Consider the following 13,706-nt stretch of genomic DNA (forward strand, 5'->3'; position numbering starts at 1 on the left):
CTGGAAGTCCGGATTTCAAGTAAAAAAATCACCCTATAGGGTAGACATTTTTTATGTATCTACTCTATTGGGTGCAGTTTTTTATTTCGTGCTTATTTTTTCTTTTTCCTCAAGCATGGCTTCCATTCGATTTCGATCACGTTCAAGGACCGTCTTCAAATATTTCCCTGTATAGGATATGTCCGCTTTGTCAGCAATTTCCTCTGGAGTCCCAGTTGCAATAACCTGTCCTCCGCGTGCTCCTCCCTCTGGACCAAGGTCAATTATATGGTCGGCAGTTTTTATGACATCCAGGTTATGCTCGATAATTAAAACAGAATCGCCATTTTCCACTAACCGTTGTAATACTACTAGGAGCCGCTTAATATCATCAGCATGTAACCCTGTTGTCGGTTCGTCCAGAATGTACATTGACTTTCCGTTTGAACGTTTATGAAGCTCACTTGCCAATTTGACTCGTTGCGCCTCTCCGCCTGACAGTGTTGTTGCCGGTTGTCCTAATGTAACATACCCTAAACCAACATCATAAATTGTTTCGAGCTTTCGCTTAATTTTTGGTATCGGTGCAAAAAATTCCACTGCTTCTTCGACCCGCATTTCAAGCACATCTGCTATACTTTTTCCTTTATATTTCACTTCCAACGTTTCACGGTTATATCGCTTTCCATGACACACCTCACATGGGACATAGACATCAGGAAGGAAGTGCATCTCAATTTTAATAATTCCATCACCGCGACATGCCTCACAGCGCCCGCCCTTCACATTAAAACTAAAACGGCCTTTTTTATAACCGCGAACCTTTGCCTCATTCGTTTGCGCATAAACATCCCGGATATCATCAAATACACCCGTATATGTTGCCGGATTTGAACGTGGCGTCCGTCCAATTGGCGATTGATCAATATCGATCACTTTATCAATATGCTCGATTCCTTTTATTTTACGATGTTTTCCAGGCTTATGTTTTGCTGCTTTATAAAGTGACTTTGATAGTGACTTATAGATAATTTCGTTAACAAGTGTACTTTTCCCCGATCCAGATACTCCTGTAACAACCGTCATTAATCCAATTGGTACACTGGCAGAAACATTCTTTAAGTTATTTTCTGTTGCTCCGATCACTTCAATCTTCCGCTTATCGGCTTTTCGACGTTCCATTGGTAATGGAATAAAATCTTTTCCGGATAAGTACCTGCCAGTTAGAGAATCTGGGTTTTTCATGACATTTTCTGGTGTGTTGCTTGCAACAATTTCACCACCATGCTCACCAGCACCCGGGCCAATATCAATCAGCCAATCTGCTGCAAGCATTGTATCCTCATCATGCTCAACAACTATCAGTGTATTATCCAAATCTCGCATTCTTTGCAACGTTTCAATTAAGCGATCATTATCTCGTTGATGCAGCCCAATCGATGGTTCGTCCAGGACATAGAGCACACCAGTAAGTGCTGAGCCAATCTGTGTTGCAAGTCGAATTCGTTGTGCTTCTCCACCAGAAAGTGTTCCAGCAGTACGAGAAAGAGTTAAATAATCCAAACCAACATTATTTAAAAACTCCAGTCTGTTATCAATCTCTTTTAAAATCATTTTTGCTATTTGCTGTTCCTTTTCAGTAAGGTCAATTTTTTTAAAGAATTTCATCGCTTCTACAATAGAAAACTTCGTAACCTCACTCACATGTAAACCATTAATCAAAACAGCTAACGCTTCTTGCTTAAGTCGGTGTCCTTTACATGTTGGACAGTTTTTTTGAGTCATGTATTTTTCGAGTGTTTCTCGAATAAAGTCAGAAGAAGTTTCTTTATAACGGCGCGCTACATTTTTCAACACTCCTTCAAAAAGAATATCCGTATCACGAATATTACCAAACTCATTTTTATAATAAAAATGGATTTTTTCTTTTCCACTACCATTTAAAATCTTATCCATTTTATCTTCTGGAATATCTTTAACCGGTATATCCATGTCAATATCGTAATGCGTACATACACTCTTCAATAGCTGCGGATAGTACTGTGAACTAATTGGCTCCCATGGTGCAATTGCGTTTTCATTTAACGTTTTATCCCAATCAGGTATGACTAAATCCAGATCAACCTCTAATTTTGTTCCTAATCCGTCACAGCTTGTACATGCACCAAACGGACTGTTAAAAGAAAACAGACGCGGCTCTAATTCTCCAATAGAAAAACCGCATATCGGGCATGCATGAAGCTCACTGAAAACAAGCTCCTCCCCATCGATAATATCAACAATAATTCTTCCTTCACCTAATCGAAGTGCAGCTTCAATGGAATCACTTAATCGTCCAGCTATACCTTCTTTTACCACAACCCGATCAATAACGACCTCAATCGAATGCTTTTTGTTTTTTTCAAGTTTGATTTCGTCTGTTACTTCTCGCATCTCTTTATCAACGCGAATTCGGACGTAACCTTCCTGCTTTAGCTTCTCTAATAATTTAACATGCTCCCCTTTTCGTCCAGAAACGACTGGAGCAAGGATTTGCAGCTTTGTTCGTTCTGGATATTCCAAAATCCGATCGACCATTTGCTGGACGGTTTGGGAACTAATTTCAATCCCATGCTTTGGACAGGTTGGTCTTCCAATTCTTGCATATAACAACCGCAAATAATCATATATTTCTGTGACCGTTCCTACGGTTGACCTTGGATTATTGCTCGTTGTTTTCTGATCAATGGAAATAGCTGGCGATAGTCCTTCAATCGAATCCACATCCGGTTTGTCCATCTGACCAAGAAATTGTCTAGCATATGCAGAAAGTGATTCCACATATCGTCTCTGTCCTTCTGCATAAATGGTGTCAAATGCTAAGGAAGACTTACCCGAACCAGATAAACCCGTTAAGACAACGAGCTTATTTTTGGGGATTTCGATATCAACGTTTTTTAAATTATGTGCACGAGCACCTTGAATTTTAATAGTTTTATTAAGCATGAACTGCTCATCCTTCCGCTTTAAGTTCAAAAATCACATCACGAAGCTCGGCTGCTTTTTCGAAATCGAGTGCCTTGGCAGCTTCTCTCATTTCTTTTTCCATTTGCTCGAGTACCTTCGATTTCTCTTTCTTCGTTAATTTCGTTAAGCCTTTTGTCGTTGATTCGTATTTTTCTTGGTCTTCTGCGGCAATTGTCGCTTTGATGACATCACGCACTTCTTTACGAATCGTTTTCGGTACGATGTTATGTTCTTTATTATATGCAATTTGTATGGTCCGCCTACGATTCGTTTCATCCATTGCAACTTGCATCGAATTTGTTATTTTGTCAGCATACATGATTACATGACCATTTTCATTACGTGCAGCCCTGCCCATTGTTTGAATTAAGGAGCGTTCTGATCTTAAGAAACCTTCTTTATCAGCATCAAGGATTGCCACAAGTGAAACCTCTGGAATATCCAACCCTTCACGTAATAAGTTGATCCCTATAAGTACATCATACTTTCCTACACGAAGATCTCGAATAACTTCAATACGTTCTAGCGTTTTAATCTCTGAATGTAAGTATGCCACTTTCATCCCAATCTCTTTCAGATAATCGGTAAGATCCTCTGACATTTTCTTTGTCAGTGTTGTTACGAGAACACGTTCGTTTCGCTCTGTACGTTTGTTAATCTCTTCGATTAAATCATCAATTTGACCTTCAATAGGCTTCACTTCAATTTCTGGGTCAAGCAAACCAGTTGGTCGAATAATTTGTTCTGTCATCACTGGATTATGCTCCAATTCATATGGACCAGGTGTTGCCGATACATAAACAAGTTGTTTTGTTTTCCCTTCAAACTCTTCAAATTTCAGTGGGCGGTTATCCAAAGCAGATGGAAGTCTGAATCCATGATCAACAAGGACTTGTTTTCTTGCTTGGTCACCATTATACATTCCCCGGATTTGCGGCAACGTTACGTGGGACTCATCGATGATGACAAGAAAGTCTTCTGGAAAGAAATCGAGCAATGTATATGGCGTTGCTCCGGCTTCACGTAATGTTAAATGACGCGAGTAATTTTCAATTCCAGAACAAAATCCCATTTCTCGCATCATTTCTAAATCATAATTTGTTCGTTGCTCTAAACGTTGTGCTTCAAGAAGTTTATTATTGTCACGCAACTCTTTTAGACGATCTTCTAATTCTTTTTCAATATTTTTAATCGCAATCTTCATTTTTTCTTCACCAGTTACGAAGTGGGAAGCCGGAAAGATTGCTACATGCTCTCGATCACCGATAATTTCACCCGTGAGCGCATCAACCTCACGAATCCGGTCAATTTCATCTCCGAAAAATTCTACTCGAATACAATGCTCTTCTCTGGAAGCTGGGATAATCTCAACCGAATCTCCTCGCACTCGGAATGTTCCACGTTGAAAGTCTATATCGTTACGCGCATATTGAATATCTACTAAATCACGAAGCAACTGGTCACGATCCTTCTCCATTCCCATTCGCAATGAAAGTACCTGGTTACGATATTCTTCCGGATTACCTAATCCATATATACAGGACACACTTGCAACAACTAGCACATCATTTCTTTCAAATAGAGCAGAGGTTGCAGAGTGACGTAATTTATCGATCTCATCATTAATACTTGCATCTTTTTCAATGAACGTATCTGTCGAGGGCACATATGCTTCTGGCTGGTAATAGTCATAATAGCTAACAAAATACTCGACCGCATTGTTTGGAAAAAACTCTTTAAATTCACTGTATAATTGTCCAGCTAATGTTTTATTATGTGCAATTACAAGCGTCGGGCGATTTATTTCTGTGACAACATTGGACATCGTAAATGTTTTTCCCGTTCCTGTTGCTCCAAGTAATGTTTGATGTCGTTGTCCGGAAAGAACCTTCTCCGTAATCTCATTAATTGCATTCGGCTGATCCCCAGCCGGTTTATAGCTCGATACAAGTTCAAATTTATCATCCACGGCTATTTCCTCCGATCCGTTCTATAACTCATTCTATCATATCTAATTATATATTTTAACACAAAAACGAACAAGTATTCGACTTTTTAGCTTTTTCATTAATAGTATACTACCCGTTCATTGATCTAGAAAATCATTTGTCTTGTTTTTATTATGGCTTGAAAAGAAAACGCGATGTAATTTAAGTAGACTTGGTGCGATTGCTGCTGGATTTTCGTAATAAACGGAGACAAAATTTAAAGCCGATATTCCCTATACCACTATAACGTGGTCATAAGAAATTTCGGCTCTTTACATAAATACATTTTTCCTATGGTCTGCGTATCGAAATCTTCAAGCCTTTCCGTTACTTGAAAATTACGAGCTTATTCGAGACTTCTTTTGTCTGTATGGCGCAGAAGCAAACAACAGCCCAAGTTCATGGTGATCTCCTTCATAAAACGCACCTTGAACAAAACGATTTTCTCCTCGATCATCAAGTATTTCCAGCTTAAAGAACGCTCCAGTGGATTGTAATGCTTTATAAAATTGTTCCTCTGTTGCGACTCTTTTGCCATTTACTTTTACAATGGTCTCACCTATGAATATATCTAATCGTGCTGCAGGTGTTGCTGGAATAATTCCGACAATCGTTAAACCATCTTGCAATTGTCCAAAGAATGGTCGTCGCAATCGATCACCTACACGGTATTTGTAATTCAAAAATTCCTTCCCTATTATAGCGAGAATCACTGCGACAATAGATAAGAATGGCAGAAATATACTACCTGCAGCAATCGCTAATATTCCAATTCCCAATAATGTATTGAATTTGGATATCTTTTGAACTGCATGTACCGGAAAATGGCCTTTCGCCAAATAATCAAAACCTATTAGAAAAGGGATAAGAATTACACTGTAGGTTTCTTCACCAATCGAAAAATATGGCCACCAAGGGGCAAACGGTGCAATTAATCCATTTGGGATCATGGCAAAAAACGGAATCAAACTTAATTTCTTAATCCGATGTTGACCAACCCACGCTCCACGATCACTTAACGCAATGCTTGGGAATGTTGCATTTCGTTTCACGTTATGAATTAAAATTGATTCCACCAAAATCATGATTCCCAAAAGCAATGCAATACCTGTAAAATCTATAGCTGAAAGCAACAATTCTGTATCCGTAATAATTGTTTGATTTTCCAATACTAGTGGTAAAATAAACAGGATTACAAATGTAAGTCCAATGGTATAACTTGGCGATAGCAATGAAAAGCGCATTGTAATCGATAAAATAATCGTTACAATAGCTAATAACAAAATCATTTCATAACTGAACACCATCCCAGTACCAATTGTAATAACAGATATAACGAGTCCGCTTATGAGTGATGTTCCCAGCGTGTTTTTCCACTCTGAAAACACATCAAATATTTTAACTCCATAGTCCATTCTCTCTTGCTTAATCCGTCTATGCCCTGCGATAAATAACAATAAAATAGTCCAGTATACCAGTGGATTGATAAAAAACCTACCGATTCCTTTTAATAACTCAATCAGCCATGCTTCTGCCAAATCTGCTCACCTTCTTCTATGTATTACCTTTCTTTACCTATTCGATAAATATCGACCAATCTCCTGCTTTTCTTGTTAATTGGTAGAGAACAATAGAGTGCATTGCCAGTAAAGGGAACACACTATCCTGCTATGATTGTACTAACTACCTTTAATATGAAAATCCACGAGCAACACTCGTGGACTTTTCATGCACTGTTATTAATATAATGCTTTCAACGCTTCCTCCATTTGGTTATCATCGTCACGATCCCTTATCTTCTCAATAACCTGCGCTTCGATTAGTCCAGCTGTATCTTGATCAACTTCACCAGTATCGGTTAAATCATTATCAGACTGGAATGAGGATACTGCTTCTTCTGTTTCTTCACTATAATAACCATCTGTTCGTCCTGTATCATAGCCTAATCCAGATAACATCACTTGCAGATTGGCAATTGCTTCATCGGTCTGATCAACCTTCAACGCATCTTCTTCTATTTGCACTGGATGTGTGTAATAATATTCAGGTTGTTTCACCTCAATTGTTGGCTCAACCCCTTTTTCATTAATCCACTCTCCATGTGGTGATAACCATTTAAATGTCGTTAATTTAATCGAGCTTCCATCTCCTAATGGCACTGCCTGTTGAACAGTTCCTTTTCCATAACTCGTTTCTCCAACGACATCATAGTCTAATTCTTTTAATGCAACAGCTAATATCTCAGAAGCTGACGCACTGCCCTCATTTATCAAAATGCTTATTGGGTAACCTTTTTTCTCCGTTAATTGTGAATGATAGCCTTCTCGTTCACCATCACCGTTTTCAATTTGAATATACGGAATATCTTTAGGGACAAAGAGTGATAGAATGTCCTCCGCTACATCAAGAAGACCGCCTGGATTTCCTCTAACATCTATAACTAGCCCTTCAATATTTTCCTTCTCCAAAGCTGCTAATTGTTCTTCGAATTCCTTAGCAGTATTCTCCGAGAAATTTGTTATTTCGATGATGCCAGTTAATTTTCCATCCACCATTTCTGAACTGCTATATACCGTTTCGACCGGAATCTCATCACGAACAATTGTAACCGGGAATGGATCGGAAACACCTGCACGCTGAATTTCTAATTCAACCTCTGAACCCTTTTCACCACGAATCTTAGCAACCGCTTCATTCAAGTTTAATCCTTCTAGACTTTCTCCATCTACGGTTAATACTTGATCATTCGGTCGCAAGCCCGCCTTTTCAGCTGGTGAATCCTTGATTGGCGCTACAATGGTAACAAGTCCGTTAACCATACTCACTTCTGCACCAATTCCCTCAAAAGAGGATTCAATTTGATCGGTAAATTGATTTACTGTTTCAATATCCATATAAGATGTATGCGGATCTTCTAAGGTGGAAAGCATTCCTTCGATCGCACCTTCAATTAACTGTGTATCTTCTACTTCTTCCAGGTAATTTTGTTTGATCAACGAATAGGCCTGGTTAATTTTATTTAAATCAGCAGAAGAATCTGGTGCTTCCGTATCCTCATTTGTAGAACCGTTATTCGTAATTTGATTCGCACCTTGTTTCATTCCTGAATCTTTAGATTGTGCAAACTCCACACCTGCATAAGCACCTGCGAATCCAAGAAATAAGGCAGCGACGAAAATCAATATAATTTGAGACTTTTTCAATTTCATTTTTCCACCTCTAATTTAAAATTGATGCTGTATATTAGTATATGGATCTGCCGAAAGATATACGAATAGTAATAGCATAACATTTTATTTTATGATTGACTATGGATTTAACCATCACCCAAATATGCAAACGTTCCATGGATAGTAAAAAAGCATACCTGACTTGGTATGCTTTTAAAAAGTTAATTAAGGTAATTCATTGGATTCACTGGATTTTTGTACCCGCCTGGGTGAACTTCAAAGTGAAGATGTACACCAGTAGATCCACCAGTTGTTCCCATAACACCAATCTGCTGTCCTTGACTAACCGTTTGTCCAGAGGAAACTGAGATACTATTTAAATGCGCATATACTGTAGTATATGTTTGACCATTAATAACATGAGTTATCATAACCGTGTTCCCAAAGCTCCCCAATGCTCCAGCAGTTGAAACAACACCATCTGCAGCTGCTACAATCCGAGCATCCGCTGAACTTCTCTTACCAAAATCAGTCCCGTTATGCGGTCTTATCTCGTTGTGAATCGGGTGCATTCGATTTGGATTAAATGAAGAAGTTACTGGACCGCTTGTCGGTCTGATAAACATTCCATTTCCACTAGGTGTCGGAGCTGGTGTGGAAGCAACTGTATTTGAACTTCCTGATGAACCTGAACTACTTTGTGAAGCTTTTTCTTGAGCAGCTTGTCGAGCTGCTTCCTCTTTAGCAAGCTGTTCCAATTTTCCTTTTTCTTGCTCATATTGTTGTTTTGCTAGTTTAATAGCTTTTTCTTGATCATTCAGGACTTGCTGCTCGTCTTCAATACTCAATTTGTATTCTTCTAAATCTTGATGCTCTTCTTCAAGTTGTGCCATCAGCGTTTCTTTTTCTTGCATTTGATCTTTTAGTTGACCTTCTAACGCTACTAGCTCTTCTTTTTGGTTTTCAAGTGATTTTTTCTTATCTTCAACTGCTACTTTCTTCACTTCTACTTCTTCTTTATTCGCTTCTACTTCTTTTTTATTTTCCTGAAGTACTTTTTTATCTGCAGCCTGTGCTTCCATAATCGTTTTATCAGAATCCATAATTGTATTCACTGCCGATGTTCTGCTAATAAAGTCTCCAAAACTGCTTGCACCGAAAATAACTTCCATATATTTCATATCCCCACCATTTTGCTGAATGGTACGAAGACGTTCCTTCAATAGTGCGTCGCGTTTTTCGATTCGATCTTCTAATATCTTAATCTCTTCTTTTAATTCTTCAATTCTCTCTGTCAATTCATTAATTTTAGATGTTAATGTTTCGATTTCATTATTTGTTTCAGTTATCTCATTTTCTTTATTGCTAATATTATTTTGTGTAGAGGTTAACTCTTCATCAATTGAATTAATGTCCTGTTCGACAGTGCTCTGCTTTGATTTATTTTTATTTAATTTTTCTTCCGTATCTCTTTTATTACCTTCTAGATTATTTTTTTCATCATTCAATCCAGACTGTTCTTTATCTAAATCGTTAATTTTCTTTTCTAAATCACCAACCGATTCTGCAGAAACATGAAACCCACTAGTTGGTATAGTCATTAAAATCAGCCCTGCGATAAGTATACTTGAAGCTACTTTTTTCACTCGTATTTCTCCTTCACCTAATATATTGCAAGTTCCTTCTTGCTTTTTCTGTTCACTCTTGTTGTCTAGGCATGCTTCATAGACGATGTTATGTTGCTTGTTATGTAAAAGCTCGCTCCGGCTGGATGTACCTCAAGAGCCGTTACGAGCAAGTCGGCTTAGACTTTTAGGAATTTACGTACACTCATGACACTTCCCCATACACCAATAATTGCACCAATTGCAAGTATCATTAATGATAGCTGCCAAGCAAATGGACTAAATGGTAGCATTTCTACAAAACTAAATGTAATTTGGTCATTGAAGTTGGTGTACAAGTAGTAGTAGCCGCCTAAGATTACTGCGATCGGAACGATGGAGCCTAGAACTCCAAGTAGTAACCCTTCAACAAAGAATGGCCAGCGAATAAATCCGTTTGTCGCTCCTACAAGTTTCTGAATACTAATTTCTGTGCTTCGTGCCATAATCGTAATTTTAATGGTGTTAGAAATCAGGAAAATTGCTGTGAATACTAGAGCGATAATTAAAGCAAGTCCAATTGTCCTTGCATATTTATTAAACTCAAATAATTGTTCAACAACATCTCTACCGTAGTTTACTTGGTCAACATAATTGAACGAAGCAATTTCAGAAGCAATGCGATCTGTATCTTCAGGAACTAGCGCTCTTACGATATAAACATGGTTTAAAGGGTTGTCCTGTTCAAATAAATGCCAAGCTTCACCCTCTTCGCCCATACTTTGAATTAGTTTTTGGAGTTCATCATCATTGGAAGAGAATGATACTGTGTCCACACCTTCAATCTGTTCAATCTCCTCACCTAATTCGATAATCTCATCCTCTGTTGCTGTCAGATCTATCATCGTGTTAATTTGTACATCATCTTCAATACTCTTTGCCATCTCATTTAAGTTAAGTACTAATGCTAAGAAAACTGCCACTAAAATTAATGTTGTTGTAACGGCACCTACAGAAGCAATAGTCATCCAACCATTACGAAAAATATTTTTAAAGCCTTCACGTACATGCCGCATAAAAGTTCTAAATCTCATAGCCATATTCCCCTCTTTGCTCATCTCTAACGATCATACCGCCTTCGATAGCAATTACTCGTTTTTTAATTGTGTTTACAATTTCCTTACTGTGAGTGGCCATGATAATTGTTGTTCCTCTAGCATTAATTTCTTCAAATGTTTTCATAATCCCCCATGATGTATCAGGGTCCAGGTTTCCAGTTGGCTCATCAGCAATTACAATCTTAGGATGATTAACAATAGCTCGAGCTATAGAAACACGCTGCTGCTCTCCCCCGGATAACTCACTCGGCAGGGAGCGGGCTTTATTCTTCAATCCCACTACTTCCAGTACTTCCATTACTTGCTTACGAATACTTTTTGGTGATTCCTCAATTACTTCAAGCGCAAATGCCACATTTTCATAAACGGACATTTTGGGTAAAAGCTTGAAATCTTGGAATACGACACCAATGTCCCGACGTATGTAAGGAACTTTTCGCTCTTTAATGTCTCCTAAATCTGTATCTCCAATAATAATCGAACCTTTAGTTGGTTTCTCTTCTCTATATATTAATTTAATAAATGTCGATTTCCCTGCACCGCTCGGGCCAACAATATATACGAACTCACCTTGCTCTATATCTACGTTGACACCATTTAATGCGGTGACACCATTGTCATATGTCTTATATACATCTTTCATTAATATCATCTAAATATCACCTTTTTTTTATAATTGTTGTTCCTAGTTGTCAATCTATGAATCTATATTTATTTCCGAATAAACCTCGAACATTTCCTACCTATTATAACATCTTTCTACAGCATTTTTAGACATAAAATTATTACAATTATATTTCAATGCGTAAAGAATGTAATGTTTTTCTAAAAAACAAAAAAGCCCAATATAGGCGACTATTTCTACCTATATTGGGCTCGTTCTGTTTTAAAATAAAGTTATTGTTTTTCAGATAGCCAGCTCGTTAAAGCATCAAGATCCTCACCAGCTACATTAAGTGCTGGCATACTGCCTTTACCATTTTTCACAATATCAGCAATTTCATCTGCCGAGTATTTAGATCCTACTTGCGCTAAGGATGGACCTGCACCACCAGAGAGGTCGGCACCATGACATGAAGCACAATTTGATTGGTAAACTTCTTCACCTGCGGAGGTTTCTACTGCACCATCGTTGGAATCATCCGTACCCGCATCATCTGATGCATTGTCATCACCAGCTCCACAGGCACCTAGTGCAAGCACTGCTAAAAACAAAACTGCTACTAACCATTTTTTCATTTTAAAAATCCCCTTTACACTTTATATAAAGATCACACCCCTATTATAACCCTTTTCATTTAGATTAAAACCGCTGTTACAACCGTTTACATCTCTAACATCACTCATAACATTGCTAAATCAATAACTTTAGCGGTTTATGGCAAATTTATGAAACAATAGCAATATATTCTGCTCCACATCAAAAGGGGGCTCATTCTTATAGAATGAGCCCCCTTTTGATGTATTAGTTTATTTGTGATCTTAAGTAAGCATCAATGAAAATGCCAAGATCTCCATCCATTACAGCTTGTGTGTTCCCTGTTTCCATATTTGTTCGATGATCCTTTACCATGGAATAAGGATGAAAAACATAAGAACGAATTTGACTTCCCCAGCCAATCTCCTTCTGTTCTCCACGAATATCATCTAGCTCTTGTTGTTGACGTTCTATTTCTAATTGGTAAAGCTTTGATTTTAACATTTTCATTGCTGCTTCACGGTTTTTAATTTGAGAGCGCTCATTTTGACATGTAACAATTGTATTTGTCGGCAGGTGCGTTATACGAACAGCTGAGTCAGTTGTATTAACATGCTGCCCACCAGCTCCACTTGCTCGGTACGTATCAACCTTAATATCTTCTGATCGGATTTCAATATCTACATCATCTGTCATTTCTGGTGTCACATCACATGAAACGAATGAAGTATGACGGCGACCAGATGAATCAAATGGAGAGATACGTACAAGGCGGTGGACACCTTTTTCTGCTTTCAAGTAACCATACGCATTATGACCTTTTATCAGCAGGGTTACACTTTTAACACCAGCTTCATCACCTGGCTGATAATCCAATGTCTCAACCTTGAAGTCTTTATCCTCTGCAAAGCGTTGATACATTCGTAACAACATACTAGCCCAATCCTGTGATTCCGTACCACCAGCACCAGGGTGCAGCTCAAGAATTGCGTTATTTGCATCATAAGGTTCACTCAATAGCATTTGCAGCTCAAACTCATTGACATCCGAAATAAATCCTGCTAATTCTTCCTGCAGATCGTCAAATAACTCTTGATCATTCTCTTCTTTTACAAGCTCATAGGAAACCTCCATGTTTTCCCATCGCTCTTCAATTTCTTCAAAGCTATTCACATAACTCTTGAGGCCATTCGCTTCATTAATTGTTTTTTGGGCATTATCTTGATCATTCCAAAAATTAGGATCTGCCATTTGCATTTCTAATTCTGCTATCCGAGCTTTCTTAGCCTCTAAGTCAAAGAGACCCCCTAAAATCTTCAATTCGTGAAGCTATTTTGTCTAACTCGTGTTTAATTTCTACTAATTCCATACTTCCACCTCTTATTCAAAATTCATGTAAAGAGACTGGGACAAAAGTATTTTTATGAAGTGAAAACCGAACATGATTGATGCAAATAACTCGCTCTGGAAATATACTCCGCTAAGTTTGTACATCGTTCGTCTTTAACATTAAGTACTTTAGTTATGTTCCAGCCTCTTTGTTAGCAGATATTATTTTCTGTCTGCATCAAAACAATTCCAAACCTTCTAACTGCTAATTCCCCAGATACAGTCTCCGCCAGTAAAATTCAGCTGTCTGTGCA

9 protein-coding genes are annotated in these 13,706 nt (G+C 38.1%); all 9 read right to left on the reverse strand.

The genetic code is table 11. From position 1 onward, the window contains the following. Positions 1–81: 81 nt before the first annotated feature. The 9 genes from uvrA to prfB all read right to left on the reverse strand — a co-directional run bounded on the left by uvrA (position 82) and on the right by prfB (position 13,432). Positions 82–2,964 carry an excinuclease ABC subunit UvrA gene (gene uvrA, locus MHH64_RS17215; RefSeq protein WP_095311172.1) on the reverse strand — a complete coding sequence of 961 codons (2,883 nt, stop codon included), beginning with the start codon at positions 2,962–2,964 and terminating at the stop codon, positions 82–84. 7 nt (positions 2,965–2,971) lie between these two features. Continuing rightward, entirely contained in the window at positions 2,972–4,954 is a 1,983-nt protein-coding gene (uvrB, locus tag MHH64_RS17220) for an excinuclease ABC subunit UvrB (RefSeq protein WP_095311170.1), read from the reverse strand. A gap of 357 nt (positions 4,955–5,311) precedes the next feature. Further along, positions 5,312–6,511, reverse strand: coding sequence for a PDZ domain-containing protein (locus tag MHH64_RS17225; protein ID WP_340002099.1), 1,200 nt, complete (start codon positions 6,509–6,511; stop codon positions 5,312–5,314). A gap of 201 nt (positions 6,512–6,712) precedes the next feature. Beyond that, on the reverse strand, positions 6,713–8,182 hold the full coding sequence (locus tag MHH64_RS17230; protein WP_340002100.1) for a S41 family peptidase: 1,470 nt from the start codon (positions 8,180–8,182) through the stop codon (positions 6,713–6,715). Between the two features lie 182 nt (positions 8,183–8,364). Then, a complete protein-coding gene (locus tag MHH64_RS17235; protein ID WP_303448172.1) occupies positions 8,365–9,789 on the reverse strand; it encodes a peptidoglycan DD-metalloendopeptidase family protein in 1,425 nt (474 codons plus the stop codon). 158 nt (positions 9,790–9,947) lie between these two features. Then, a complete protein-coding gene (gene ftsX / locus MHH64_RS17240; protein ID WP_095311163.1) occupies positions 9,948–10,841 on the reverse strand; it encodes a permease-like cell division protein FtsX in 894 nt (297 codons plus the stop codon). Continuing rightward, the gene (gene ftsE, locus MHH64_RS17245) at positions 10,831–11,517 is read right to left on the reverse strand and encodes a cell division ATP-binding protein FtsE (RefSeq protein ID WP_095311162.1); all 687 of its coding nucleotides are present in this window, start codon (positions 11,515–11,517) and stop codon (positions 10,831–10,833) included. Before ftsE ends, ftsX begins: the two co-directional genes overlap by 11 nt. A 245-nt stretch (positions 11,518–11,762) precedes the next feature. After that, on the reverse strand, positions 11,763–12,104 hold the full coding sequence (gene cccB / locus MHH64_RS17250) for a cytochrome c551 (protein ID WP_095311160.1): 342 nt from the start codon (positions 12,102–12,104) through the stop codon (positions 11,763–11,765). A 226-nt stretch (positions 12,105–12,330) separates the two neighbouring features. Next, positions 12,331–13,432, reverse strand: a protein-coding gene (gene prfB, locus MHH64_RS17255) for a peptide chain release factor 2 (protein WP_144029201.1) whose coding sequence is annotated in 2 segments (ribosomal slippage) — positions 12,331–13,359 and positions 13,361–13,432 — 1,101 coding nt in all. Because the reading frame shifts where the segments join, the coding sequence is not laid out codon by codon here. Positions 13,433–13,706 lie beyond the last annotated feature (274 nt).

The sequence above is a fragment of the Oceanobacillus sp. FSL K6-0127 genome, from assembly GCF_037983385.1.
Lineage (GTDB): Bacteria > Bacillota > Bacilli > Bacillales > Amphibacillaceae > Oceanobacillus > Oceanobacillus profundus.

Bases quoted from the DNA above. Each gene is read 5' to 3' on its own strand.
- uvrA (WP_095311172.1), bottom strand. From the start codon at position 2,964: ATGCTTAATAAAACTATTAAAATTCAAGGTGCTCGTGCACATAATTTA.
- MHH64_RS17230 (WP_340002100.1), bottom strand. From the start codon at position 8,182: ATGAAATTGAAAAAGTCTCAAATTATATTGATTTTCGTCGCTGCCTTA.
- ftsX (WP_095311163.1), bottom strand. From the start codon at position 10,841: ATGAGATTTAGAACTTTTATGCGGCATGTACGTGAAGGCTTTAAAAAT.
- ftsE (WP_095311162.1), bottom strand. From the start codon at position 11,517: ATGATATTAATGAAAGATGTATATAAGACATATGACAATGGTGTCACC.
- cccB (WP_095311160.1), bottom strand. From the start codon at position 12,104: ATGAAAAAATGGTTAGTAGCAGTTTTGTTTTTAGCAGTGCTTGCACTA.